This window comes from Kineococcus sp. NBC_00420 (genome assembly GCF_036021035.1).
Classification (GTDB): Bacteria; Actinomycetota; Actinomycetes; order Actinomycetales; family Kineococcaceae; genus Kineococcus.
Genome location: NZ_CP107930.1, coordinates 1,928,188 through 1,952,083 on the forward strand (window position 1 = coordinate 1,928,188; position 23,896 = coordinate 1,952,083).

The 23,896-nt window shown below is 72.1% G+C and carries 27 protein-coding genes; 11 read left to right on the top strand and 16 right to left on the bottom strand.

The features are described from left to right. Positions 1 to 145: 145 nt before the first annotated feature. From OG218_RS09390 to OG218_RS09400, 3 genes are all read right to left on the bottom strand, one after another. Positions 146 to 925, bottom strand: a complete 780-nt coding sequence (locus OG218_RS09390) for a carbon-nitrogen hydrolase family protein (RefSeq protein WP_328292949.1) — start codon at positions 923 to 925, stop codon at positions 146 to 148. Positions 926 to 984: 59 nt separating this feature from the next. Next, a complete protein-coding gene (locus tag OG218_RS09395; protein ID WP_328292950.1) occupies positions 985 to 1,986 on the bottom strand; it encodes a LacI family DNA-binding transcriptional regulator in 1,002 nt (333 codons plus the stop codon). Between the two features lie 76 nt (positions 1,987 to 2,062). Further along, positions 2,063 to 2,392: an L-rhamnose mutarotase gene (locus tag OG218_RS09400; protein ID WP_328292951.1), complete on the bottom strand. Its 330-nt coding sequence runs from the start codon at positions 2,390 to 2,392 to the stop codon at positions 2,063 to 2,065. Between the two features lie 180 nt (positions 2,393 to 2,572). On the opposite strand from OG218_RS09400, the gene OG218_RS09405 reads away from it, so the two are divergent. Together OG218_RS09405 and OG218_RS09410 are read left to right on the top strand one after the other, a co-directional pair. Then, positions 2,573 to 3,502, top strand: a complete 930-nt coding sequence (locus OG218_RS09405; protein WP_328292952.1) for an exopolyphosphatase — start codon at positions 2,573 to 2,575, stop codon at positions 3,500 to 3,502. Positions 3,503 to 3,754: 252 nt separating this feature from the next. Next, a complete protein-coding gene (locus OG218_RS09410) occupies positions 3,755 to 4,576 on the top strand; it encodes an IclR family transcriptional regulator (protein ID WP_328292953.1) in 822 nt (273 codons plus the stop codon). A gap of 72 nt (positions 4,577 to 4,648) precedes the next feature. Here OG218_RS09410 and OG218_RS09415 read toward each other — a convergent pair whose 3' ends face one another. The 3 genes from OG218_RS09415 to OG218_RS09425 form a co-directional block, all read right to left on the bottom strand. Then, entirely contained in the window at positions 4,649 to 5,821 is a 1,173-nt protein-coding gene (locus OG218_RS09415; protein ID WP_328292954.1) for an MFS transporter, read from the bottom strand. 64 nt (positions 5,822 to 5,885) lie between these two features. After that, positions 5,886 to 6,431, bottom strand: coding sequence for a hypothetical protein (locus tag OG218_RS09420; protein WP_328292955.1), 546 nt, complete (start codon positions 6,429 to 6,431; stop codon positions 5,886 to 5,888). Positions 6,432 to 6,581: 150 nt separating this feature from the next. Beyond that, positions 6,582 to 7,334 carry an SDR family NAD(P)-dependent oxidoreductase gene (locus tag OG218_RS09425; protein ID WP_328292956.1) on the bottom strand — a complete coding sequence of 251 codons (753 nt, stop codon included), beginning with the start codon at positions 7,332 to 7,334 and terminating at the stop codon, positions 6,582 to 6,584. A gap of 63 nt (positions 7,335 to 7,397) precedes the next feature. Here OG218_RS09425 and OG218_RS09430 point away from each other — a divergent pair, with 63 nt between their 5' ends. Both OG218_RS09430 and OG218_RS09435 read left to right on the top strand, forming a co-directional pair. Next, the gene (locus OG218_RS09430) at positions 7,398 to 8,114 is read left to right on the top strand and encodes an SDR family oxidoreductase (RefSeq protein WP_328292957.1); all 717 of its coding nucleotides are present in this window, start codon (positions 7,398 to 7,400) and stop codon (positions 8,112 to 8,114) included. Further along, a complete protein-coding gene (locus OG218_RS09435) occupies positions 8,111 to 8,851 on the top strand; it encodes a FadR/GntR family transcriptional regulator (RefSeq protein ID WP_328292958.1) in 741 nt (246 codons plus the stop codon). The genes OG218_RS09430 and OG218_RS09435 overlap by 4 nt, the downstream gene beginning before the upstream one ends. Here OG218_RS09435 and OG218_RS09440 read toward each other — a convergent pair. Further along, positions 8,809 to 9,342, bottom strand: a complete 534-nt coding sequence (locus tag OG218_RS09440) for a cysteine hydrolase family protein (RefSeq protein ID WP_328292959.1) — start codon at positions 9,340 to 9,342, stop codon at positions 8,809 to 8,811. The two genes, OG218_RS09435 and OG218_RS09440, sit on opposite strands and share 43 nt — an antisense overlap. Here OG218_RS09440 and OG218_RS09445 point away from each other — a divergent pair. After that, positions 9,341 to 9,775 (top strand): RidA family protein, encoded by a 435-nt coding sequence (locus OG218_RS09445; RefSeq protein ID WP_442906377.1) that lies wholly within the window; start codon positions 9,341 to 9,343, stop codon positions 9,773 to 9,775. The two genes, OG218_RS09440 and OG218_RS09445, sit on opposite strands and share 2 nt — an antisense overlap. Here OG218_RS09445 and OG218_RS09450 read toward each other — a convergent pair. After that, positions 9,762 to 10,061 (bottom strand): hypothetical protein, encoded by a 300-nt coding sequence (locus OG218_RS09450; RefSeq protein WP_328292961.1) that lies wholly within the window; start codon positions 10,059 to 10,061, stop codon positions 9,762 to 9,764. The two genes, OG218_RS09445 and OG218_RS09450, sit on opposite strands and share 14 nt — an antisense overlap. Positions 10,062 to 10,257: 196 nt before the next feature. Here OG218_RS09450 and OG218_RS09455 point away from each other — a divergent pair, with 196 nt between their 5' ends. The 5 genes from OG218_RS09455 (at position 10,258) to OG218_RS09475 (ending at position 14,816) form a co-directional block, all read left to right on the top strand. After that, positions 10,258 to 10,689, top strand: coding sequence for a VOC family protein (locus OG218_RS09455; RefSeq protein ID WP_328292962.1), 432 nt, complete (start codon positions 10,258 to 10,260; stop codon positions 10,687 to 10,689). Positions 10,690 to 10,768: 79 nt separating this feature from the next. Beyond that, the gene (locus OG218_RS09460; protein WP_328292963.1) at positions 10,769 to 11,830 is read left to right on the top strand and encodes a helix-turn-helix transcriptional regulator; all 1,062 of its coding nucleotides are present in this window, start codon (positions 10,769 to 10,771) and stop codon (positions 11,828 to 11,830) included. Positions 11,831 to 12,280: 450 nt separating this feature from the next. Then, on the top strand, positions 12,281 to 13,501 hold the full coding sequence (locus tag OG218_RS09465) for a saccharopine dehydrogenase family protein (RefSeq protein WP_442906476.1): 1,221 nt from the start codon (positions 12,281 to 12,283) through the stop codon (positions 13,499 to 13,501). Positions 13,502 to 13,816: 315 nt separating this feature from the next. After that, entirely contained in the window at positions 13,817 to 14,347 is a 531-nt protein-coding gene (locus OG218_RS09470; RefSeq protein ID WP_328292965.1) for a hypothetical protein, read from the top strand. Between the two features lie 142 nt (positions 14,348 to 14,489). Continuing rightward, complete coding sequence (locus OG218_RS09475) at positions 14,490 to 14,816, top strand: hypothetical protein (RefSeq protein WP_328292966.1); 327 nt, start codon at positions 14,490 to 14,492, stop codon at positions 14,814 to 14,816. A 680-nt stretch (positions 14,817 to 15,496) separates the two neighbouring features. On the opposite strand, the gene OG218_RS09480 is transcribed toward OG218_RS09475, so the two are convergent. The 7 genes from OG218_RS09480 to OG218_RS09510 form a co-directional block, all read right to left on the bottom strand. After that, positions 15,497 to 15,880, bottom strand: coding sequence for a PIN domain-containing protein (locus tag OG218_RS09480; protein ID WP_328292967.1), 384 nt, complete (start codon positions 15,878 to 15,880; stop codon positions 15,497 to 15,499). Continuing rightward, on the bottom strand, positions 15,877 to 16,173 hold the full coding sequence (locus tag OG218_RS09485; protein ID WP_328292968.1) for a type II toxin-antitoxin system Phd/YefM family antitoxin: 297 nt from the start codon (positions 16,171 to 16,173) through the stop codon (positions 15,877 to 15,879). The genes OG218_RS09480 and OG218_RS09485 overlap by 4 nt, the downstream gene beginning before the upstream one ends. 202 nt (positions 16,174 to 16,375) lie before the next feature. Further along, on the bottom strand, positions 16,376 to 17,428 hold the full coding sequence (locus OG218_RS09490; RefSeq protein WP_328292969.1) for an ABC transporter permease subunit: 1,053 nt from the start codon (positions 17,426 to 17,428) through the stop codon (positions 16,376 to 16,378). Next, entirely contained in the window at positions 17,425 to 18,495 is a 1,071-nt protein-coding gene (locus tag OG218_RS09495) for an ABC transporter permease (protein WP_328292970.1), read from the bottom strand. The genes OG218_RS09490 and OG218_RS09495 overlap by 4 nt, the downstream gene beginning before the upstream one ends. Continuing rightward, positions 18,492 to 20,042, bottom strand: coding sequence for a sugar ABC transporter ATP-binding protein (locus OG218_RS09500; protein ID WP_328292971.1), 1,551 nt, complete (start codon positions 20,040 to 20,042; stop codon positions 18,492 to 18,494). The genes OG218_RS09495 and OG218_RS09500 overlap by 4 nt, the downstream gene beginning before the upstream one ends. Positions 20,043 to 20,096: 54 nt before the next feature. Further along, the gene (locus OG218_RS09505) at positions 20,097 to 21,071 is read right to left on the bottom strand and encodes an ABC transporter substrate-binding protein (RefSeq protein WP_328292972.1); all 975 of its coding nucleotides are present in this window, start codon (positions 21,069 to 21,071) and stop codon (positions 20,097 to 20,099) included. 124 nt (positions 21,072 to 21,195) lie between these two features. Next, on the bottom strand, positions 21,196 to 22,239 hold the full coding sequence (locus OG218_RS09510; protein WP_328292973.1) for a LacI family DNA-binding transcriptional regulator: 1,044 nt from the start codon (positions 22,237 to 22,239) through the stop codon (positions 21,196 to 21,198). A 337-nt stretch (positions 22,240 to 22,576) separates the two neighbouring features. Between OG218_RS09510 and OG218_RS09515 the strand changes: the two genes are divergently transcribed. Beyond that, complete coding sequence (locus OG218_RS09515; protein ID WP_328292974.1) at positions 22,577 to 22,972, top strand: ATP-binding protein; 396 nt, start codon at positions 22,577 to 22,579, stop codon at positions 22,970 to 22,972. A 9-nt stretch (positions 22,973 to 22,981) separates the two neighbouring features. Here OG218_RS09515 and OG218_RS09520 read toward each other — a convergent pair whose 3' ends face one another. Continuing rightward, positions 22,982 to 23,806 (bottom strand): universal stress protein, encoded by an 825-nt coding sequence (locus tag OG218_RS09520; RefSeq protein ID WP_328292975.1) that lies wholly within the window; start codon positions 23,804 to 23,806, stop codon positions 22,982 to 22,984. Between the last annotated feature and the right edge of the window lie 90 nt (positions 23,807 to 23,896).

A 23,896-nucleotide genomic window follows, 5' to 3' on the forward strand; every position in this document is an offset into this window, starting at 1 on the left:
CTCCGGCCACGCTGCCGTTGCGGATGGTAAGCGGTTTCCCGAACGGTGGACAAGGTCCCCGCACACCGGTTCACCGCACCCGTCGCCGCCCTGCCGGTGATCGCCGTCGGCCTCGCCGTCCTGGCCCGCCGTCCGGGCCGAGCGGTCAGAACCGTCGGTTGAGCAGGACCGGGAGGACCGCGCGGACGTCGTCGGCGAGCGCCGGATCGAGGTCGACGACGAGGCGACCCGGTTCCTCCCCCAGCTCGGCGAGGAGCTCACCGTCCGGGGCGACGACGAGGCTGTGCCCCACGCCGGTCGGCGCCCCACCGTGGTCCTCGGTGGCCAGCGCCTGCCCGCAGGCCACCACGAAGGAGGTCGAGTCGAGCGCCCGGGCGCGGGCGAGCAGTCGCCACTGCTCGACCTTGCCGGGCCCGGCCCCCCAGGAGGCCGAGACCACGACGATCCGGGCCCCGGACCCGGCGAGGTGCGTGAACAACCCCGGGAAGCGCAGGTCGTAGCAGGTGGTCAGCCCGACGCCGACCCCGTCGACGTCGAGCAGGACGGGTTCCGCCCCCGGTTCGACGCTGTCGGACTCGGCGAAGCCGAACGCGTCGTAGAGGTGGACCTTGTCGTAGTCGGCGTGGACCCCGCCGCCCCGGGCGAAGAGGGTGTTGCGCACCCGCCCCCGCGAACCGGGGGTGAAACCACCCGCGACGACGGTGAGGCCGGCCGCGTCGGCGAGCTCCGTCAACGCGCTCGCCCACGGTCCGTCGGCGGGCTGGGCCACCGGCGCCAGCGGAACCCCGAACCGGCACATCGTCGCCTCCGGGAGGACGAGCAACCGGGCGCCGGCCGACGCGGCGGCCGCCACCTCCTCGCGGACCAGTTCGAGGTTCGCGGCGGGATCGGCGGAGCTGGAGATCTGAGCCAGGGCGATGCGCACGCCCCAACCCTGCCGCACGGACGGTCGCAGTGGGAACCGGGGAGATCAGGGGGAGGAACTCAGGGGGTGACGCGTCGAGCCGTCGAGCGCCGCACGACGAGTTCCGGCTCGAAGACGATCTGCTGGGCCGGCCGACCTTCCACCTGGGCCAGCAGCAGTTCCACGGCCGTGCGCCCGAGGAGTTCCCGGGGTTGGCGCACCGAGGTCAGCGGAACGCTGGCGGTCGCCGCGAAACCGATGTCGTCGTAGCCCACGAGGGCGAGTTCGTCGGGAACCCGGACTCCCCGCCGCACGCACTCGTTGAGGACCCCGAGGGCCATCAGGTCGTTGGTGCAGAACACGGCGGTGGCCCGTTCCCCGGGCGGGGAGGCGAGGATCTGCGCGGCGGCCTGCGAACCCGCCCGGACCGAGAGCCCCGTGGCGTTGACGACCTCGACGGTCCCCGCCGCACCGACGGCCTCCCGCACCCCGCGCAGTCGTTCCTCGACCTGGCGCAGCGGTGTCGCGACCCCCACGTAGGCGATGTGGCGGTGCCCCGCACCGACGAGGTGCTCCCCCGCGAGCCGCCCGCCGAGGACGTCGTCGACGGCCACCGAGGACTGTCCCGAGCTGGCGGCCCCCCGGTCGACGAGCACGACGGGCGTGCCGTGGTCACGGACCTCCGAGAGAGCTGCGCTCGGTGCGTCGTGGACGGGGGTCAGCAGCACCCCGAGCACCCGCTGCTGGTCGAGGCGGCGCAGGTGACGCGCCTCCCGGTCGGCGGAGTTCGCGCTGTTGCACATGACGACCAGCGAGTCGTGCCGTTCGGCGAGCTCCTCGGCGCCGGCGATGACGTCGGTGAAGAAGGGGTTGGCGACGTCGAGCACGACCATCGCGATCGTCCGGCTGACCCCGGCCCGCAGCTGGCGGGCGGACTCGTTGCGGACGAAGCCGAGTTCGGCGATCGCGTCGAGGACCCGGGTGCGGAGTCCCTCGGAGACGACCTCGGGTCGGTTGAGGACGTTGCTCACCGTCCCCAGCGACACCCCGGCGCGCCGGGCGACCTCCTTGACCGTCGCCATCCGGGCAGGATGTCACCTCCGCGGCCGGCGCTCGGCACAGGACCGCGGGCGTGGCGCGCTCCTCGTCCTCCGCGGGTCAGTCCAGGTGGAAGTACTCCACGAGCCGCTCCCGGGGCCGGTCCTCCCCGGTGGCCGCGGCGCTGGGCTGGAAGTACCTCCCCATCGCCTGCTCCCAGCGGGCCGACACGTCCTCGCGGTCCATCGCCGCCGTCGTCGCCGCGAAGTCGTCGGTCTCGCAGTACCCCACGACCAGGCCGTCGGCCTCGCGGAGGAAGAGGGAGTAGTTGCGCCATCCGGTCCGGGTCAACGCCTCGAGCACCTCCGGCCACACCTCGCGGTGGACCTCCAGGTACTCCGGCAACGTCTCCGGCCGCAGGTGCAGCAGGAAGCAGGCTCGTTCACTCACGCGGGTTCCTCCGGAGGAGCGGTCGACGGTGACCGGACTCGTTGACACGATTCACGACAGGGCTCCGGCAGTGTGGGCGAGCCCTCCCGGACCGTCAAGCCGCCGGTGGGTGGCCGGGCGGTCCGCGATCCGTCCCGACGAGGGGTCAAGCCCGGCCCCGGGGCAGCCGATCACTGAACCGTGAGCGACACCTTCCGCCTCGTGACCCGCAGCGACTTCGACGGGCTGGTCTGCGCCGTCCTGCTGCGCCAGCTCGACCTCGTCGACGAGATCACCTTCGTGCACCCCAAGGACGTGCAGGACGGGGTCGTCGAGATCTCGAGCCGGGACATCCTCACGAACCTGCCCTACGACCCGCGCGCGCACCTGGTGTTCGACCACCACCACTCCGAGACGCTGCGCAACGGCGAACGCGCCAACCACGTCATCGACGCGGACGCACCGTCGGCGGCCCGGGTGGTCTTCGACCACTATGGCGGCGCGGACCGCTTCCCGAAGATCTCGGACGAGTTGATGCGCGCCGTCGACCAGGCCGACTCGGCGCAGTACTCCGTCGAGGAGATCCTCCAGCCGACCGGCTGGACCCTGCTGAACTTCCTCATGGACTCGCGCACCGGTCTGGGCCGTTTCCGCGACTTCCGGATCTCCAACTACCAGTTGATGATGCAGCTCATCGACATCTGCATCGAGTACCAGGACGTCGAGGAGATCCTCGCGCTGCCCGACGTCGCGGAGCGGGTCGAGCTGTTCCACGCCCAGGCCGAGCTGTTCGAGGCCCAGCTGGAACGCGTCACGACCCTGCACGGCGACGTCGCCGTCCTGGACCTGCGCGAGGAGGAGACGATCCACGCCGGGAACCGGTTCTTCGTCTACGCGATGTACCCGCAGGCGCGGGTCTCGATGCACGTGCTGTGGGGCAAGGCGAAGATGAACACCGTCTTCGCGATCGGCAAGTCGATCGTCGACCGCACCTCCCCCGTCGACGTCGGCGCCGTGTGCCTGGAGTACGGGGGCGGCGGTCACCTGGCGGCGGGGACCTGCCAGGTCCCGCACACCGACTCCGTCCGCGTCCTCGACGAACTGGTGGGGAAGCTCCGCGCCGAGCGCTGAGGTTTGCCGTGATCACGATGTGGGGTAGACACGTCGTGCGGTGGGGTCGGGCGTCTGGAGGGGCGAGCGGGGCGGTCACGTCCGACGCGGTGGAACTCCCGGGGTGACACCTGTCCACCGGTCACGCGAACCCGGCCCCACCGTCCGCCCCGTACCTGGTCCCCGTCCACGCTGGTGAACGCCGAGCAGCCGGCGGTCCTCCCGGACCGCCGGCTGCCACCCCTCTAGACTCGCGGTCTGGAGGTGGGACCGGTGACGACGCAGGACACCGAGGCCGAACAGCAGGAGTCCGACGCAGGGCGCGGGCCGGTGAAGTCCGCCGAGCGGACGGTCCGGATCCTGCAGGCCCTCGCCGAACCGCCGTACGTGCTGACCGTCGCGCAGCTGCAGGAACGCACGGGCTACCCGCGCTCCAGCCTGCACGCGCTGCTGCGGACGCTCGTCGACCTCGACTGGATCGAGACGCCCACGGGGGGCGCGACGGGGACGGGCGGGTACGGGATCGGCGCGCAGGCCCTGCTGACCGGCACCGCCTACCTGGACCGCGACCCGGCGCTGCCACCGGCCATCGCCGCCATCGAGGCCGTCCGGGACGAGAGCCGGTGCACGACCCACATCGCGCGTCTCGAGGGGGGCAGCGTCGTGTACCTCGCGACCCGCGAGGCCGCCGACGCCCACCGCGGACACTCCCGGGTGGGCCGTTTCCTGCCCGCCTACGCGACGTCGCTGGGCAAGGCGCTGCTCGCCGAACGGAGCGCCGCGGAACTCGACGCCCTGCTCCCCGGTGACGTCCTGCCCCCGCTCACCCCGGACACGGTGTCGAGCCGGGCCGCGCTCGACGAGGAACTCGCCGCCGTCCGCGGTCGCGGTTGGGCCGTGGAACGGGGGCAGAACCTGCCCGGGACGGTCTGCGTCGGGGTCCGCGTCGAGTACCGCATCCCCGCGACCGACGCGATCAGCTGCAGCCTGCCCGCCGAGATCGCGACGGAGGAGGAGATCGAGCGGGTCGCGGAGATCCTCACCCGGCACGCCGGCGAGCTCGCCCGGCACCTCCGCTCCGTCGGGATCCGCTGACGCCGCAACCCCCGGGTGGTGGCCGACCCACCCGGACCGGGGTTCGGCGGCGACTCGCCACGACCGGGGAACTCACGGCCCGGGTCGGTGTCGCGGCACGAACCTGAACAACCCGGCGGCGGCCCCGACCGCCAGCACCGCAACGCCTCCGGTCGCCACGACGAGGCTCCCCGCACCGGCCAGGACCCCCACCAGCAACGGGCCGGAGGCGGCACCCGCGTCGGTCACCAGTCGCCAGGCCCCGAGGAACACGGCCCGTCCCCCCGGAGGGGCCGCGTCGGCGCCCAGCGTCATCACCAACCCGGCGCCCATGCCGTTGCCGAAGCCGAGGACCACCCCGACCAGGGCCACCGTCCAGGCGGTGTGCGTGAACGGGAGCAGCACGTGCCCGAGCGCGAGGACGAGCATCGAGGGAACTCCCACGGCCGCCCGGCCGAAGCGGTCCATCACCGAACCCGCCGGGTAGAAGAGCAGCATGTCGACGGCACCGGACACTCCCGCGACGAGGCTGGTCGTGGTGGCGTCGAGGCCGATGTGGTCGCACCACAGGGGCAGCACGGTCTGGCGCGACTGGCGCACGGCCTGGACGGCGAGCGCCGCGACGCCGAGGGTGGCGAGGACCCTCGCGTGGGAACGCAGGACCTCGCGCAGCGTCGGGGCCGGTCCGTGCTGGGAATCCTGGAGTTCCGGGTCCGGCAGCAGCAGGACGACTCCGGCGGCCAGCAGGACGGCGATGCCGGCGACGACGTAGGAACCCCGGAGCCCGAACAGCGCGCTCCCACCGGCGCCGAGGAACGGTCCGACGAAGGTCCCGATCCGGCCCACCCCGCCGAGCGTCGACAACGCCCGCGCCCGCAGGTGGACGGGCGCGGCCGCGGTCAGGAAGGACTGCCGGGCGAGGCTCCAGACGGCGGCGGCCAACCCGAGGGCGAGGACGCAGAGCGCGAGCACAGCCTCACCGGGGGCGAACACCGCCCCGGTGAGCGCGGCGGCGGAGACGAGAGCGGCCAGCAGCATCGCGGTCCGTTCCCCGGACCGGGCGACCAACGCCCCGGCCGGCAGCGCCCCCGCGACCTGTCCGACCCCGAGGAGCGCGACGAGGAAGGCCGACACCGCGACGGAGGCGCCGAGGTCGCGGGCGGTGAGGGGCAGGACGGGGAGGACGGCCCCCTGACTGGTGCTGAACAACGCAGCCGGGGCGTAGATCGCCGCGAGCGAACGCCAGGGGACCTCGCGGCTCGGCATCCGGCAACGATCCCAGACGGCTGCCCACCACCCCGCCCGCCCCTCCGGGGAGGGGTCGGGCGGATCAGAGCGCGGGGGTGCGGGAACCGAGCACCGTGGCCTCGCGGGTGACGGTGCCGGCGCGGACCAGCATCCCGGCGGCACGGCCGAGGAGCATCCCCAGCACCGAGAAGACGATCCCGTTGGTGATGACGGCGGTGATGTCGTCCAGCGCGACACCGTGCCCGTAGAGCCAGGTGCCCATGTCCTGCCCGAACCAGTGCTGCGCGCCGTAGCTGAAGGCGAAGCGGGCGGCGCAGGCGGCGATCCAGAAGGCGAAGTAGGCGGTACCGGCGCGGGTGACGGCCTGCCCGGTCGTCTCGTCCCGGCCGACCCGGGCGAGCAGTGCAGCGCCGGTCCCCACGAGGAGACCGAGGACCGCGCCGGCCGCCTCGACGGCGAGTCCGGTGCCACCGGTGACGAGGTGTGCCGTGAAGAACAGGGTGATCGGGACGCCCACGAGCAGGGGGCGCAGCACCCGCCTCCGGTCCACCGGGCGGACGCCGCGGTCGAAGAGGAGCGTCGAGACGATCATGACGAGGGCGATGACGAGGGCGGTGGTGAGAGACATGGTCCGGCCTTCCGTGGGGTGTTCTTCGGTGTTTCCTGCAACACCTCGAGGTTCGCCCGGTGGGGCGCCCCACGTCGTCCACCGCCGAACCGATCCGGGGTGGAACCCGGGTGGAGACGGTCTCCACCCGGGCCCCCCGGCGCCCGGTCGTCAGAGACCCTCGTAGGCCCGTCGCGGGATCTGGGTGGCGAGCTTTCCCCCGGAGACGTCGACGAGGGTGCCGGTGATGTAGCCGGCCGCGTCGCTGGCGAGGAAGACGAGCAGGTCGGCGACGTCGTCGGCGCTCTCCCAGCGGCGCAGGGACAACGTGTCGAGCAGTTCGTCGGCCTTCTCGGGCGGGAGTTCGGCGAAACCGTTCATCGCGGTCGGGATCATCCCCGGTGCGTAGGCGTTCACGGTGATGTTCCACGGCCCGAGTTCTGAGGCCAGGACGCGGGTGAACTGCACGACGGCCGCCTTGGACGCCGCGTAGGCGGCACTGCCGACGCTCGGCACGATGGCCGCGAAGGAGGCGGCGTTGATGATCCGCCCCTTCCCGGCGCGTTTCATGACCTCGGCGACCGCCTGGCTGACGAGGAAAACCCCGCCGACGTTGACGTCGAAGCAGCGCCGCCAACCGTCCCAGGTGAGGTCCGCGACCCGGCCGTCGACGTTGATCCCGGCGTTGTTCACGAGGACGTCGATCGTCCCGGAACGGCGCACGACCTCCTCGACCGCGGCGGTCACGGAGGCGGGGTCGGTCACGTCGCAGACGATCTCGGTCACCCCGTCCTGGGGTTCGAAGGCGCGGTCGAGACCGACGACCTGCGCGCCCTCCGCGACGAAGCGGCGGGCGAGGGTGTGCCCGATCCCCCGTCCTGCTCCGGTGACGACGACCACCCGGCCTGCGACGTCGAGGTGCACGGGGTTCTCCTCCCATTGGACATACTATTGTCGTCGGAGAACCTACGGTCGAGGAGGCCCCACGTGCAACGAGTGCTCTGGATCACCGGTGCCGGATCGGGAATGGGACGGGCCGTCGCTCTGTCCGCCGCCGCTGCCGGGTGGACGGTCGCCCTCAGCGGTCGTCGCGCGGAACCGCTGCAGGACACCGCCTCCACCATCTCGAGGTCCGGCGGGACCGCGTTCGCACTTCCCCTCGACGTCCAGGACGGCGCGGCGGTCGCCGCGGCCCGGGCCCGGATCGTGGCCGAGTTCGATCACCTCGACGGCATCGTCCTCGCCGCCGGCGTGAACACCCCGAAGCGTCGCTGGGACGACCAGGAGATCGCGACCTTCCACGACGTCGTGGCGACGAACCTGGGTGCGGTCGCGACCACGGTCGACGCGGCCCTGCCGGACCTGCGGAAGACCGGTGGCGTCGTGGTGGTGATCTCTTCCTACGCGGGCTGGTCGTTCCACCCCGGCGCCGGGGTGGCGTACTCGGCGAGCAAGACCGCCCTGGGTTCCCTGGTCCGCACGTTGAACGCCCACGAGGCGGCGTCCGGGGTCCGCGCGACGCACCTCTGCCCCGGTGACGTCGCGACCGACTTCCTCGACCAGCGCCCGAACGTTCCCGACGCCGCCGCCCGGGCCCGGATGCTGACCCCGGAGGACGTCGCCCGGACGGTGCAGTTCGTCCTGGACTCCCCCGCCCACGTGCGCATCGACGAACTGGTCGTCTCCCCCGTCTCCCAGGCGTGAGCAGCCGCAGTCCCGCGTTCCGCCGCGTGCTCGACGACCTCGGCCGGGCCGTCGTGGCCGGGGAGTTCCCACCGGGCCACACCACGTCGGTGGAGACGCTGACCGCGCGGACCCTGACCTCCCGCAGCATCGTCCGCGAGGCGACCCGGGTCCTGGCCGCCCTCGGGATGCTGACGGCGTCGCCGCGCGTCGGGCTCGTGGTGCGTCCGCGCCCGGCGTGGAACCTGCTGGACCCCGAAGTCATCCGGTGGCGACTGCAGGGCCCGGACCGCGACACGCAGCTGGAGGAACTGCGGGAACTGCGGGCGGCCGTGGAACCCGCCGCCGCGGTGGCCGCCGCCCGGCGGATCTCCCGCTCGGGGATGGCCCAGCGCCTGCTCGACGCGGCAACGGCTCTGGAGGACCCGGCCGTCCTGGCCGACCCCACCCGCTTCCTGGCCGCCGACGAGGAACTGCACTCCGCCGTGCTGGAGGCCTCCGGGAACGCGATGTTCGTCCGGTTGGGTGCGGTGGTCTCGCAAGCTCTCGAGGAACGCGCCGAGATCGCCCCGGTCGCCCGCGACGTGGAACTCCACACGACGCTGGCCCGCGCCGTCGCCGCCGGCGACGACACCACCGCGGGGGCCGCGATGGATGAACTCGTCGCCCGCACCCGGGACCGGCCGAGGGTGCGGCGACCGGCCGCGCAGGCGGGTCAGAGGTCGCGCGAGGTCACGACCGAGACGAGGGGCGCGTAGAGGCGCAGGGCGTCGAGCGCCCGCTCGTGGTCGACGTCGCTCGCGCCGGCGCAGGCGTCGGCGACCACCGTCACGGGAACTCCGTCGTCGGCCGCGGCCAGGACCGTCGACAGGACGCAGCAGTCGGTGGACACCCCGCCGACCACGACGGGGGCGTCCCCGACGATCTGCGCGAGTTCCGGACCCCACTTGCCGAACGTGGTGCGGGTCAGGACGGGCATCCCGCGCCCGGAGAACCCGTCGACGAGGGCGTAGAGCGGGTCCTCGTCGGGGACGAGGGCGAAGGGGAACTGTTCGTAGTAGGGCTTCCACGCCCCCCGCGGTTGCGCCGGGGCGACGAACCGGGTGAGCACGACCCGCGGCGCGTAGCGCTCGAGGAGTTCTGCGCAGACGCGCGCGGCAGCGTCGAACCGGGGCGCGGCCCACGGGCTCTCCGGGGCGCCGAAGATGCGTTGCAGGTCGATGAGGACGAGCCAGGGGGCGGGCACCATGGTGCGGACGCTACCGGCCGGGCCCTGGTGGCACAGTCTCCCCGTGAGCACTCGACAGTCGATCTCCAGCGGCGGGACCTGGGAGCCGATCGTGGGCTACTCGCGGGCGCTGCGCGTCGGCGACCACGTGAGCGTCTCGGGCACCACCGCCGCGACCCCGGACGGTCCCGTCGGGGGCGACGACGTCGGCGAGCAGACCCGCACCTGCCTGACGCGGATCCGCGCGGCGCTGATCGAGGCCGGCGCGACCCTGGAGGACGTCGTGCGCACCCGGATGTTCGTCACCGACATCTCCCGCTGGGAGGAGGTCGGACGCGTCCACGCCGAGTTCTTCGGCCACGTGCGGCCGGCCACGACGATGGTCGAGGTCCGCGCGCTCATCGAACCGGACCTGCTGGTCGAGGTCGAGGTCGACGCGATCATCCAGCGCTAGGGTCACCGCCGGCTCCGGCCGCACGCAGGTTCACCGCCTCGACCCACGCCTCGACGACGACGGGTTCCGGACCCGGCACGACGTAGACCACCCGGCCACGCCACCCCCGGGGTCCCCTCGACCAGGCGACGACGATCCCCGGCCACGGCTCCGCCCCGCCGTCGGCCGGTCGCACCCAGCAGTGCCGGACGGCGGGGCGCTCCCCGGCCTCGCGACGGGCCTGGTGTTCGCGCACCAGCTCGTAGAGCGGGCGCTGCCCGTTCCTGCGCGACTGACCCCCGGACACCCCGCGAGCATCGCACAGCTTCGAACACCTGTACGAACCCTCGCGCGGGGTCCCGGTCGTCTGCGCGCGCACCGCTCCCCGAACGGCGGAACCGCGGAGAACTGCGCACTGGTGCAGGACAGCCCCTGACCTCTTCTCCCGAGATGGTTCTTCCACACCCGAGCGGACGGCCCGCTCAGGTCGGAGGAGGACCACCGTGAGCGTCACCAGCACCCTGCACGTCAACCTGCGCGGCAACGCCAAGCAGGCCCTGGAGTTCTACCGGTCCGTGTTCGGTGGCGACGTCGTCGCCATCCCCTACGGCAGCGCCCCCGCCGGCCAGGAACCGGACCAGGCCGAGCAGATCGCCTGGGGTCAGGTGGTCTCGCCCAGCGGGTTCCACGTCATGGCCTACGACGTGCAGGGGTCCAAGCCCTACGACCAGGGCCGGAACCCCTACTACCTGTCCCTGCGCAGCACCGACGCCGAGGAGATCACCCGGTACTGGAACGGCATGCGCCCCAGCGCCGTCGACGTCGAGGTGGAACTGGGCCCGTCGATCTTCAGCCCGCTCTACGGCAAGCTCACCGACCAGTTCGGGGTCACCTGGATCATCGACGTGATCGTCCCCTGGTCCCCGGCCGAGTGAGCCCCGGTCGTGGGGCGGCGCCTCGAGGTCGTCCGGACGTGCGGACACCCGCTGACCACCGAGAGGGCACGCTGTCGCCATGGCTCTTCCCGCCTCCGCCACGTCCTCGCGCCTCCTGTCGCTGCTGTCCCTGCTGCAGTCCCGACGCGACTGGCCCGGGTCCGTGCTGGCCCGGAGGCTGGACATCAGCGAGCGGACCGTCCGCCGTGACGTGGACCGTCTGCGGGAACTCGGCTACCCGATCAACGCGGTCAAGGGACCCGACGGCGGGTACCGGCTGGAGGCCGGTGCCCGACTGCCGCCATTGCTGTTCGACGACGAGCAGGCCGTCGCCCTGACGGTGGCCCTGCAACTCGCCGTCGTCACCGGTGCCGGGATCGCGGAAGCCGCCGCCCGAGCGCTCGGCACCGTCTCGCAGGTCCTCCCCTCCCACCTCACCCGACGCGTCGAGGGGTTCCGCCCGGTCGTGGTGGAGCGGACCGCGGGAGGAGGTGGCGAGCAGGTCGACGTCGACGTGCTGCTCGCCATCGCCCAGGCCGTGCAGCGCAGCGAAGGGCTGCGCTTCGACTACGGCGTGCCCCCGGCGGACGAGCACGACACCGTCCCCCCGACCGGACCGGCGGCGGCCCGGGAGGTCCACCCCCACCGGCTGGTCCTGCGCGCCGGCCGGTGGTACCTGCTCGCCTGGGAACCCCGGAAGGAGGACTGGCGGACCTACCGCGTCGACCGGGTGCGACTGCGGGTACCCGGCGGGGCCCGCTTCACCCCGCGCGAGATCCCCGGTGGTGACGCGGCCGCCCTCGTCGCGGGCCGGTTCAAGGGTTCGCCCGCGGGCGACGCGTGGCCGTGCACGGGGGTGGTCGTCGTGCACGCGTCCGCCGCTGAGCTGTCACCGTTCGTCGGGGACGGAACCCTCGAGAGCATCGGTCCGCGACGCTGTCGTCTCGTGCTGGGATCCTGGTCCTGGACCGGGCTGGCGGCCTCTCTGGCCCGTCTGGACGAGGACGTCGAGGTCGTCGAACCCCAGGAGTTGCGGGACGCCTTCACCCGCCTCGCCGAACGGGCAGGACGGGCTGCGGCCGTCGTTCCACGACCCGCAGAACTCCGGCAGGCGGATCAGCCGGGAGAAGTTCCCTCCTGACCTCGTCCGCCGGCACCGGAGGATCGCTGAGACCCGACGTTCGACGTCGGTGTTCAGACCGGTGTGGACCGGCCCGGAAACCTCCTGGTGGTTCCGGGAAGGAGAACACTGCGTCGTTCTCAAGCTTCTGTGCTGCAATGTACTTGACACCGATCTTCTATCGGAGGAACTCCGCCCGCACAGAGGCCGACCCGGCTCGTTCCACGGTCGCCGGTCCTGCTGCTGATCTCCGCCAGGGTGCAAGCACGATCGAGCAGCACCAGGTTCACGGGTCCGACGACGAGCATCGCGTTGGGAAACTCCCCCTCGTGGAGGAAACTCCCACGGCGCCCCGGCCGGATCCAGCAGCCGACGGTCCCGCCCTGCCGAGACCTGCTCGATGGCCGTGGTCGACAGCCCGGCGGTGAGGGCAGGGGACCAGGACCGGGGCCGGCGGGTTAGCGTGACGGCCTGGCTCGCGACATCGACATCGTGCTTTTCGGCGCCTCCGGCTTCGTCGGGCGCCTCACCGCGGCGCACCTCGCCACGCACGCCCCCACCGGGACGCGGATCGCCCTGGCCGGCCGCTCGCGCGAACGGCTGACGGCCGTGGCCCGCGACCTGGGACCCGCCGCCGCGAACTGGCCGCTCGTGGTGGCCGACGCCTCCGACGAGGCGTCCCTGCGCACGCTCGCCGAGTCGACCCACGTCGTGGTCTCGACCGTCGGCCCCTACCTGAGGCACGGGCTGCCGCTCGTGCAGGCGTGCGCCCGCGCCGGCACCCACTACGCCGACCTGACCGGCGAGGTCCTGTTCGCACGCCGCAGCATCGACACCGCCCACGAGACGGCCCGCGCCAGCGGAGCCCGGATCGTGCACTCCTGCGGCTTCGACTCCGTCCCCTCCGACCTGGCCGTGCTGCTCGCCCACGACTGGGCACGGATCCACGACGCCGGACCGCTCGCCAGCGCGACGCTCGAGGTCGTCTCGGCGCGCGGCGGCTTCAGCGGCGGCACGGTCGACTCGCTGCGCCTGCAGCTGGACACCGCGCGCCGCGACCCGCAGGCCCGACGGCTGGTGGCCGACCCGTACGCCCTGAGCCCCGAGCGCGCGAGCGAACCCGACCTGGGCCGCCAGCCCGACGCGTTCGGCCCCCACCGACGCGGGGTGACGGGCGACTGGGTGGCCCCCTTCGTCATGGCCTCCTACAACACCCGGGTGGTACGACGCAGCAACGCCCTCCTCGACCACGCCTACGGCCCGCGCCTGCGCTACGCGGAGGTCATGGCGTTCTCCGGGCGCACCGCGGCCCTGCGGGCGACCGCCGTCACGGGGGTGCTGGCCGGGCTGACCGGCCTGCTGGCCGTCCAGCCCCTGCGGCCGCTGCTCGACCGTCTGCTGCCCTCCCCCGGCACCGGCCCCAGCGAGCACACCCGCCGCACGGGCCGCTTCCACCTGCGCCTCGACGCGCGCACGCAGTCCGGCCGCCGCACCACCGTGACCGTCGCCGCCCAGGGCGACCCGGGCTACGCCGCGACCGCGGTCATGCTCGGCGAGAGCGCCCTGGCCCTCGCGCTCGACGGCGACCGCCTACCTGCCCGCGCGGGGGTCTTGACCCCCGCCACGGGCATCGGGCTCCCGCTCGTGGATCGTCTGCGCCGCAGGGGTTTCACGCTCGACGTCGCGGACTGACGCCCCGGGGCGTCGAGCGCGCCCACCGTTGACGACGGTGAGCCTGGACTCCCCGGTGCTCGCGACGGCGCTGCGGCCGGCCGGGACGGGCGGGGCCCGGAACCTGACCGTGCCTTGCACCCCTGGGCTGTTGGTGCGTCGATGTGGCAGGCTCACTCCAGGACGACGACACGGTGGACCCGCAGTGAAACGGAACAACCCCTCGACCCGATGACGTTGTAGACCGACGACGTCGCCTCCACCGGAGGTGTCGTCGCCACCTGGGTCGAGGAACACACCGGTGAACCGACATCTGCAGCAGGCAGGAGTGATGACGTGCCCCGCACCACCATGCGCCGCGCCGGCACCGTCGCCCTGACCTCCTTCGCCACCCTCACCCTCCTTCCCCTCCTGGCCCCGGCCAAGCCCAGCGAACGGGTGCTCCTGCTGCTCGCCGCCGTCCCGGCTGCCGTGCTCCTCGGCTACCTCGCCGGCCACACCGCTGCGACGGGCCCCCACTCCCACGACGAGCGGCTGCAGGAGATCCAGCAGCACATCGATCAGCTGCAGGCCGCACAACGCAGTGCCGCCGTCACCGCCCAGCCGGCTGCGCCGGTGGTCACCGTGGTCAGCGAGCCCGTCCCCGGCCCCGGGACCGGTTCACCCATCGGGGGTGGCCACCTCGCCGCCCTGGCCCGACCCCCGGCAGACCAGCTCCGGCCCGGGCTCCACCTGGTGGACGCGTCCAGCCGCGGAGCCGTCGCGACCCCCGACGCACCGGCTGACGCCGCTCCTGGCGGGCTCGACGAGAGCAGCCCCCACCTCACCCTCATCGTCACCCATCCCGATCGGCACCTCACCAGCTGAGACCCGGCCCGACTCAGTTCGAGCACCTGCTCCGCTGAGGGCCGCACCGACACAGCCGTACGCCGTGCACGGGCCCTGAGCAGCAGGGCTGTCCGCAGATCGCTGGCACCTCCCATCCCAGGACCACACCGAAGGACCCGCCATGACCCAGATCCCCAGTCACGAGCCCACCAGCACCCGTGCAGGCGCTGATGGCGATGCTGACGTCGTCGTCCTCAACCACGAGGGTGAAGACCCCGCCACCCGCGCTGCCCGGACCCGCCACAACAACGCACAACGTGCCGGTTACGCCGCCCAGGCCCTCCACCACCACACCCGCGCCAGTGCCAGCGACGCCGAGGACGTGCAGCAGGCCCTCATCGAACTGCTCACCGACATCCACCACCTCTGCAACACCTGCGACCTCGACCTCGCTCCCCTCCTCCACACCGCCGACCTCATCTACGCCGCCGAGGTCCAAGCCGCCTGACCACCTCACGGGCACGACGGACAGGGCAGGGGGGTACGGCCGGAACAGCTCCGCCGCCGCCCGCGGGGCGCACCCACACGGAGTCCACCCGAGCGGCGCCCCGGGTCTGGCACCGCTCTGGTTCGCTGCTGACCTCCGAGGACCATGGTCCTCGCTGGAAGCGATGACCCGGAAGCGATGACCCCGTGCCCGCGCCGTTCCGGCGGAGTTCTGCCGCGACGTGATCGCCGTCGCCCGCCACGGCAGCCCCTCCCGAGCTGACACCGCCCACAACGTCGACATCTCCGGGTCCTGCCTCGGACGCTGGTCGGAGACCGCCCATCACGACGAGGGTGCGTCCGACTCCGCCCCGCGGTCAGCGTGGATCTCGAGGCGGAGAACCGTGAGCTGCGCGGACGAGCGAAGCAGCTCGACCAGGAAGACGACATCCTGCGTCAAGCGACGTGTCCTGTCACAGGACGTCGGTGACACTCTCGTGCCGAGAGGTCGAGGAACCGACGTCCCGGCGCCTACCGGTGCCGACGTACCTCACGTTCCCGCCGGGCGTTGGACGCCAGGTCAGGGCCCACCGCGCGAGCCCCGTCGGTCGTTGCGGCACGCGCGGATCGGAGAGCGGGCGGCCTGACCGGGAGGGTCCTCGCGTTCGCGCGTGCGGTTCTCGATGGCTCACCCGCCTCGCGTCAAGGGCTTCGCAGGTCGAGCAGCGCTTCCAGCCCTCGGTAGTCGTCGAGGTTGGAAGTCACCAGCGGAAGCTCGTGTGCTCGAGCGGTCGCCGCGATCATCAAGTCCAGTCGCCGAGGCCTCGGCTTGCGACCGATGGCCACCACGGCAGCGTCGATGTCGGGGTAGGCCTCGAGAACCCGTCCGGACACCGGGAAGGGGTCGAAGACCGAGGCGGCGACGTCGTAGCGCCGCTTGCGGGCCGCCCTCACCGCCGGGTCGGCGATGCTGTTGATCCCTCCGGCCAGCTCGAACATCGTCAGGATGGAGATGGCGGCACCGTCGACGACGATCCCGTCGATGAGCACGTTGGTGTCGATGAGAACGGCTGCGTCGGAGTTCACCGTTCCCCGCGGAGGGTGGCTCGGAGGTACGGGTCGTCGAGCTCGTCGTCGACGACGTCGCGGACGTCCCGCTTCCAGGCCTCGACCTGTTCGGTGCTCAACGGTGCCTCGGCGTACAGAGCTCGAAGGGCGTCGGCGCTGACGAACCGTTGGGGCCTGGCAGGGAGTGGGGTCATCCGCAGGATGCCGAAGCTCTCCCCGTTGATGGTGACCTCGAACTCCTCCCCGTCGCGCAGCTCGCGGAGGATCTTCCCGCTGTCGTTGCGGAGCTCCCGCTGACTGATCGTCCTCACGGGACAACCGTAGCATCGATCTGCTACACGCGGCCGAGACCACGAGGTCGAAGATCCTCGGAGCACGGATTCGGAGGACGTTCACGACGGTGGCCTCGGCCGCAGCAGCGGCCGCCTCACGAGCTCGCCGTCGGACTGCACCGGTCTCGGTCCGCCGCTCCACCACTGCCGTGCCGGCCCGCCGACGGTGCGGCCGCCGCGCTCAGGTCCGGCGCGCGGTGACGACCTTCTGCAGGACGACGAAGGCCAGCAGCACGGCGCCGATGAAGACGCGGGTGTACCAGGAGTCCAGCCCCTCGCGGGCGATGAGGACCTGGATCAGGCCGTAGACGAGAACCCCGGCCCCGGTGCCGAGGACGAACCCGACACCCCCCGAGAGCAGGGTCCCGCCGATGACGACGGCGGCGATGGCGTCGAGCTCCATGCCGATCCCGGTGAGGTTGAACCCGGACTTCGTGTACAGCGCGAAGAGGATCCCCGCGATGCCCGCGCAGGTGCCGGAGATGACGTAGACCCCGATGCGGGTGCGGGCCGGACGCAGGCCCATGAGTTCGACCGCGACGCCGCGGTCCCCGGCACCGAGGCCGTACACGCTGCGCCCGAAGCGGGTGTAGTGCAGGACGTAGACCGCGAGCAGCAGCACGGCGACGGCGATCACCATGCTGGCGTTGATCCGCCACGTCCCCCGGCCCTCACCGAACTTGATGCTCCACGACGCCAGAGCGGAGAAGGAGGGGTCGTCGATGACGAGGGAATTGGTGCTGACCACGTTGGCCAGGCCGCGGGCCAGGAACATGACGGCCAGCGACGCGATGAACGGCTGGATGTCGAAGACCTGGACCATGACCCCGATCAGGAGCCCGCAACAGGTTCCGATGAGGACCCCCACCACCAGCACCACCGGCAACGGCGCCCCGGCGGTGAACAACTTGGCGGTGATGAGTCCGACGAGAGCGACCACCGCTCCCACGGACAGGTCGATCCCGCCCGCGAGGATGACGAAGGTCATGCCGACGGCCAGGACGAGGAGGTAGGAGTTGTCCAGGAGCAGGTTGGAGAGCAGTCGCATGCTGAGGAAGTCGGCGCGTGCGGTGCTGTACCGCTGCTGACCCACCCCGAGCATGACGACCAGGGTCAGGACCGTGCCGACGACGGGGAGGAACCGACGGTCGAGGCGGTCCAGGACCCGGCGGACGCGGTGCTCGCGCGGGCGGCGGGTGGCACTCGGGGGCGCAGGGGACAGTTCGGTGCTCATGCCGCCACCTCCGTGGGGATCGATCGCTGGGGCCGGGATGCGGACCGGTGCAGACGCGACCGCAGGTACGGCGACGCCGCGACGCAGACCGCGATGAGCACGAGGGCCTTGAACAGGGGTGTCGTCTGGCTGGGGAGCTCGAAGACGATGACCGCGCGCTCCAGGGTCGAGAGCAGCAGAGCGCCGACGACGAGACCACCGAGGTGGAAACGCCCACCGTCCAGCCGGGTACCACCGAGAACGACCACCATGATCGCGTCGAGTTCCTTGAGGAGCCCGATGTTGTTGGCGTCGGCGGCCATCGTCGGTGCGCCGTAGACGATCCCGGCCAGAGCGGCGAGCACCCCGGCCAGGACGTAGACCGTCCAGGTCGTCGAGCGGGCCTTCACCCCGGCGAGCCGGCTGGCCTCGCGGTTGATGCCGATGGACTCCAGGAACATGCCGAGCGCGGTGCGGCGCACGGTGAGGGCGACGAGGACGAAGACCACGGCGGCGATGAGAACGGGGACGGGGACGCCCAGGACGAAGCCGGAACCCAGGAACTTGAACGGCGCGCTGGTGACGGTGGTGATCTGCCCCTTGGTGATGAGCATGGCGATGCCGCGCCCGGCGACCATGAGGATCATCGTCGCGATGAAGGGCTGGATCCCCAGCGAGGTCACCATGAACCCGTTGAAGGCGCCGACCACCAGACCCAGCGCGAGACCGAGCACGACCGCGATCACGACCGTCCCGGGGGAACCGGGGTCGGAGGCTCCGGCGAGGTAGGTGAGGGAGACGGCCAGCGAGATCGCCATCACCGCTCCGACGGAGAGGTCGATGCCGCCGGTGGCGATGACCAGGCACATGCCCAGCGCCAGCAGCAGGGGCGTCGCGCTGTTGCGCAGCAGGTCGATGAGCTGGCCGTAGAGGTTGCCGTCACGGGTGGCGACGTCGAGGAACCCCGGGCTCTTCAGACCGCAGGCCAGGAGCAGGACGACCAGGGCCAGGACCGGCCAGAGCAGACCGTGCTGGGAGACCCGTTGCAGCACCGCGGACGGGTTCGCGTTCTTCGGGGTGCCGCTCACGACGCCCTCACCTCCGTGTCGGCGATGGTTTCGAGGATGGTGTCGGTGGTGACCGAGGCGTCGTTGGTGATCTCGGCGATCTTCTGCCGGTCGCGCATCACGACGATGCGCTGGCTCAGGCGCAGCACCTCCTCCAGTTCGGAGGAGATGAAGACGATGGACATCCCGTCGGCGGCGAGGTCGGCGACGAGGCGCTGGATCTCGGTCTTGGCCCCGATGTCGATGCCCCGGGTGGGTTCGTCCAGGACCATCAGCCGGGGGGCGGTGGCCAGCCAACGCGCCAGCAGGACCTTCTGCTGGTTGCCCCCGGAGAGGTTGCGGATGAGCGCGTTGGGGTTGGGCGGGTTGATGTTGAGGACGACCATGTACTTCTGGACGATCTCGTCGAGTTCACGCGCGGGGATGCGCCGCCAGGTACCGCGGCCGGCCTGCAGGGCCAGTGCGATGTTCTCCCGGACCGTGAGGTCGCCGATGATCCCCTCCTTCTTGCGGTCCTCGCTGGACATGGCGATGTGGCGGCGCAGGGCTGCCAGCGGGGTGGGCAGCTTCACGGGGCGGGCGTCCAGCGTGAGCGTCCCCTGGTCGGGGCGGTCCGCTCCGACCAGGAGCCGGGCCGCCTCGGAACGGCCTGATCCCAGCAGACCGGCGAAACCCACGATCTCCCCGGGGTAGAGGTCGAGGTCGAAGGGTTCCACCACGCCGGAGCGCCCGATCCCGAGGCCCGTCATGAGCGGGGTCTCGCGGGCGGAGTGGGTGGTCACGGCGGCGCGGGCCTGTTCCTCGATGCCGGCCAGCGCCTCCCCCGACCGGCCGATCATGTGCGAGATCAGTTCGCGCCGAGGCAGTTCCGCGGTGAGGAACTCTCCGACGAAACGGCCGTTGCGCAGCACCGTCATGCGGTCGGAGAGGTCGTACACCTGCTCCAGGAAGTGGGAGACGAAGAGGATCGCGACCCCCGCGTCGCGCAGCTGACGGATGACGCGGAACAGTTCCGCGACCTCCGCGCGGTCCAGGCTGGAGGTGGGCTCGTCGAGGATGAGGACCCTGGAGTCCACGACCAGGGCCCGGGCGATGGCGCACAACTGCTGGACGGCGATGCTGTGCGCGGAGAGCTGGGAGCGGACGTCGACGTCGAGGTTGAGCCGCTGCAGGTAACCACGCGCGGCCCGGCGGGTGGCCGCCCAGTCGATGAACGGACCGCGCCGGATCTCGTGGCCGAGCATGACGTTCTCGGCCACCGTGAGGTTCGGGCAGAGGTTCACCTCCTGGTAGACGGTGGCGATCCCGGCGGTCTGGGCCTGGCTGGGACCGGTGAAGCGCACGTCGCGCCCCTCGACCGTCATCCCGCCGTGGTCGATGCGGTTCACCCCCGTCAACGCCTTGATGAGCGTGGACTTCCCGGCGCCGTTCTCGCCCATGAGAGCGTGCACCTCACCCCGGCGCAGGGTGAGGTCGACCCCGTCGAGGGCCTTGACCCCGGGGAAGCTGATCGTGATCCCCGTCATCCGGACGACGGTTTCCCCCGCCGTGGTTCGCGTGTTCGACATCAACGCCCTCTCTGGGCCGTCAGGGTTCCAGGGACCCGGGGTTCCGGGACCGCCTCAGTAGGCCCGGGCGTCCACGGTGGCCTGGGTGGTGGTCTGGTCGAACGCCTCGTCCTTGACGATGGTCTCCTTGGGAACGTCCTCGCCGGCCGCCACCTTCTTGACCAGTTCCGCGAGCTGGGTCCCGAACACCGGGTTGCACTCCACGACGTAGTTGAACTTGCCGTCCACCAGGGCCTGCAGGCCGTCGCGGACGCCGTCGACGGAGACGATCTGCACGTCCTTGCCGGGGGTCTTGCCCGCGGCCTCGACGGCCTCGATCGCGCCCAGCCCCATGTCGTCGTTGTGGGTGAAGATGAGGGTGGTCTCGGGGTAGGTCTGCAACGCGGCCTCGACGGCGGTCTTGCCCTCGGCCCGGGTGAAGTTCCCGCTGGCCTTGCCGACCACCTGGTTCCCGGCGATCGCGTTGAAACCCTTCTCGCGGTCGACCTGCGCACCGGAGCCGAGGGTTCCCTGGAGTTCGAAGACCTTGGCGCCCGGGGCGTTCTTGGCGACCCACTCCCCCGCGGTCTTGCCCTCCTGCTCGAAGTCCGCGCCGATCCAGGTGGTGTAGGGGTCCTCGACCGAGGTGTCGACCGTGCGGTCGACGAGGACGACGGGGATCCCGGCGTCCTTGATCTCCTGCAGGACCTCGTCCCAGCCGGTCTCGATGACCGGGGAGAAGGCGATGACGTCGACGTCCTGGGCGATGAAGTCGCGCAGCGCCTTGATCTGGTTCTCCTGCTTCTGTTGGGCGTCGACGAACTTCAGGTCGAACCCCTTGGCCGTCGTGAGGCTGGCCTTGACCGACTCGGTGTTCGCCGTGCGCCAACCACTCTCGGCCCCCAGCTGGGAGAAGCCGACGCTGACGGCGTCGCCGGCCGCGGCGGTCCCGGTGGACTCGTCCGCACCGCAGGCGCTGAGCCCCCAGACGGCGGCGGCGAGACCGGCGGCGACGAACGAGCGGCGAGAGGGGGAAGGGAACGTGGACATGGGCTCCTCCTAGAGCGTGGCCGACTGCTGTGTCGGGCCGACTTGGATTGTGAGCGCTCACAACCACGGGGGTCAAGCGGTTCCCGGTCACGGCCGAGTCACGACCGAGTCGCCACCCTGGAACTCAGCGACGCGGTGGACCGCTGCTGGCCCGCACGGTCAACCGCGCACCGACGAGGGCCCCCTCGGCGGGCAGGTGGTCGATGGCCGCCGTCATGCGTTCCAGGCAGCGGGCCCCGAGCGCGGCCCAGTCCGGCGTCACGGTGGTCAACGGCGGGAAGAAGTGCTCGGACCCCTCGACGTCGTCGAAACCCACCACGGACACCTCCCGCGGGACGCTGACGCCGGCGTCGGCGAAGGCGTGCAGCAGGCCGAGGGCGAGTTGGTCGTTGGCGGTGAAAACGGCCGTGGGCAGAGCCCGGTCGTCCCGCTGTCCGAGCAGGGACCGCCCGATGGCGAAACCCGAGGACGCCGTCCAGTCCCCCGGAACCGGATCGCGCGGCACCGCTCCGGACTGCAGCATCGCGTCGAGCCACCCGCGTTCCCGCGCCCGCGCGTCCAGCCACATCGACGGCCCGCTGACGTGCAGGATCTCGGTGTGCCCCAGGTCCAGGAGGTGGCCCACCGCGAGACCCGCTCCGGCGTACTGGTTCACGGCCACGGTGTGGATGTCCCCGTTGACGCGCGTGGGCCCCACCATGACGACGGGCAACCGTCGGCTGTAGTCCTTCACCGCCCGCACGGCCTCGTCGTGCGAGGCGATGACGACGACGCCGTCCACGCCCTGGTCCAGGAAGTGCTCCAGGGTCGCCTGGACCGTCGCCACCTCCCAGCGGGTGACCGTGGCGACCGAGACGTAGGTGCCCTGACTGCGGGCCGCGCCCTCGATGGCGATCAGCGTCATGGTCGGCCCGTAGAGCGGGGAGTCCTCGGTGATGACGCCGATCGCCCCGGTGCGGCGCGTCACGAGGGCCCGGGCGGCCTCGTTGCGCCGGTAGCCGAGCTCCGCGATCGCCGAGCGCACCCGCGCCCGCGTCTCGTCCTTGACGTTGGGGTGGTCGTTGAGGACCCGCGACACCGTCTGGTGGGAGACCCCCGCGAGCTTGGCCACGTCGCTCATCGCCGGGGGCCGGGCACCGTCGACGTTCCCGCGGATCGTTTCAGACACGGCGGGACATCCGGACAGTGCGCATGGGACCCCTTCACCGTTGAGAGCGTTCACATCCTAGGGTGGCAGGCGAGCGCAGGGAAGCCTCCCGCTGTTTCCAGGGGCGCCCGGGAACTCGACGTGTCCGGGGCGAACACCCGCGCCGTCCACCTCCACCGCAGCGCCGGCTGCACCGTGACCACGCAGCAGGTGCGCAAAACCCTGACCTGACCCGTGCCGGGGTGACCACCACCTTCGCGGGGACGCTCCTGGTTCCACGGGTTCGCGGTTGGGTAGTCTCCGCCCGACCCGGGAGGAGGCACCGTGCCGCTGTTCGTCCACGATGCCCGGACCCCTCGTGCGTGAACCCCGACGCCTGGTCCTCGACGCCGAGACCTCGGCCGTCCCTCTCGCGCGGCACTGGGCCTCGGAGGTCTGCAGCGGGCAGGGCCTGCCCACCGAGGCGCTCGGGGTCCTCCAGCTGCTCGTGACCGAAGCCGTGGCCAACGCGGTGGAACACGGCAGCGGACCCATCACCGTCGAGGTCGACACCCTCGGCCGGGGTGTGCACGTCACCGTGCACGACACCTGCCCCGACCACCCCGTCCTGCGCCACGTCGATGCGATGGCCACCGGCGGTCGCGGTGTCGCGCTGATCGACCAGCTCGCCACCGGCTGGGGCGTGGAGGAGGAGCCCGAGGACGGGAAGACCGTCTGGTTCGACGTGGCCACCGACGCCGAGTGGCCGACCTGAGGCGCGCTCTCAGCTGCGCTGCAGGCCCTGCCGGACGTCGTCCCGCAGGTCCACGACGTCCGGCGCGGGCAGTTCGACGCGCCGCTCGCTCGCCGGGACGAGCACCACCGGCGAGCGCAACGTCCTGATCGGCATCGCCCGTACGCTCGCCGCCGCGACCACGACGAGGTCGCCCACGGTGAGGCGCTGCGGGACGACCTCCCCCACCGACCCCTCGGTCACGTCGGCCCGCACGGGACGGGCCGTGGCGGCGGACAGCACCGAGCGGACGGCCTGGTGGCGCGCCACGGCGACGAGGTGGGCACGACGTCGTTCGGCGTCGCTGGGCCGGGTCGCGACGGAGCGGGCCTGCCACGTCGTCAGCAGGCGCAGCGGGAGGTCACCGCCCCGCTCCAGCGCCCACTCGCTCACGGCGGCGTCCGTCGAGGAGACGATCAGCAGCCGCCGGGGGGCCGTGAGGACGGCCTGCGGGCCGACGAGGACGACGGCGGCGGGGCTGCGCGGCAGGACCACGCTGAGGACCTTCCCCGTCCCGGGGCCGATCGGGGCCACCTTCCGCCCGCACCCGAGGACCAGTTCCGCGCTGTCGGCCGCCGCCCGCAGGAGGGCGCTCGCCGGGTCGCCGGTCGTGACGGTGACGTCCACCTCCGGTTCCCGGCCCGGGACCCGGCTCAGCTCCTCGGCGAGGAGGGCGTCCAGTTCACCCGGTCCGGCCGCGGCTCCGGAGGCCAGCACGACGTGCAGCGGGTGCGCGGTCGCCGCGCAGTCCTGGACCGCCCAGCGCAGCGCCCGCCGGGACGCGCCGGACCCGGAGAAACCCACCGTCGTGCGCATGCGCCGCCTCCTCGCGGTCGGACCGCGACGTCAGTGCGGTTCCACCCCCGATGGTGCCCCGGTGAGCCCGTGCGCACAACGTGTGACCAC

What these genes read in the sequence shown, in the direction of transcription:
- OG218_RS09440 (WP_328292959.1), bottom strand. Translation starts at nt 9,342, where the DNA reads ATGGTGCCCGCCCCCTGGCTCGTCCTCATCGACCTGCAACGCATCTTC.
- OG218_RS09505 (WP_328292972.1), bottom strand. Translation starts at nt 21,071, where the DNA reads ATGTCCACGTTCCCTTCCCCCTCTCGCCGCTCGTTCGTCGCCGCCGGT.
- OG218_RS09415 (WP_328292954.1), bottom strand. Translation starts at nt 5,821, where the DNA reads ATGCCGAGCCGCGAGGTCCCCTGGCGTTCGCTCGCGGCGATCTACGCC.
- OG218_RS09490 (WP_328292969.1), bottom strand. Translation starts at nt 17,428, where the DNA reads ATGAGCACCGAACTGTCCCCTGCGCCCCCGAGTGCCACCCGCCGCCCG.
- OG218_RS09445 (WP_442906377.1), top strand. Translation starts at nt 9,341, where the DNA reads ATGGTGCGGACGCTACCGGCCGGGCCCTGGTGGCACAGTCTCCCCGTG.
- OG218_RS09420 (WP_328292955.1), bottom strand. Translation starts at nt 6,431, where the DNA reads ATGTCTCTCACCACCGCCCTCGTCATCGCCCTCGTCATGATCGTCTCG.
- OG218_RS09395 (WP_328292950.1), bottom strand. Translation starts at nt 1,986, where the DNA reads ATGGCGACGGTCAAGGAGGTCGCCCGGCGCGCCGGGGTGTCGCTGGGG.
- OG218_RS09460 (WP_328292963.1), top strand. Translation starts at nt 10,769, where the DNA reads ATGGCTCTTCCCGCCTCCGCCACGTCCTCGCGCCTCCTGTCGCTGCTG.
- OG218_RS09475 (WP_328292966.1), top strand. Translation starts at nt 14,490, where the DNA reads ATGACCCAGATCCCCAGTCACGAGCCCACCAGCACCCGTGCAGGCGCT.
- OG218_RS09500 (WP_328292971.1), bottom strand. Translation starts at nt 20,042, where the DNA reads ATGTCGAACACGCGAACCACGGCGGGGGAAACCGTCGTCCGGATGACG.
- OG218_RS09520 (WP_328292975.1), bottom strand. Translation starts at nt 23,806, where the DNA reads ATGCGCACGACGGTGGGTTTCTCCGGGTCCGGCGCGTCCCGGCGGGCG.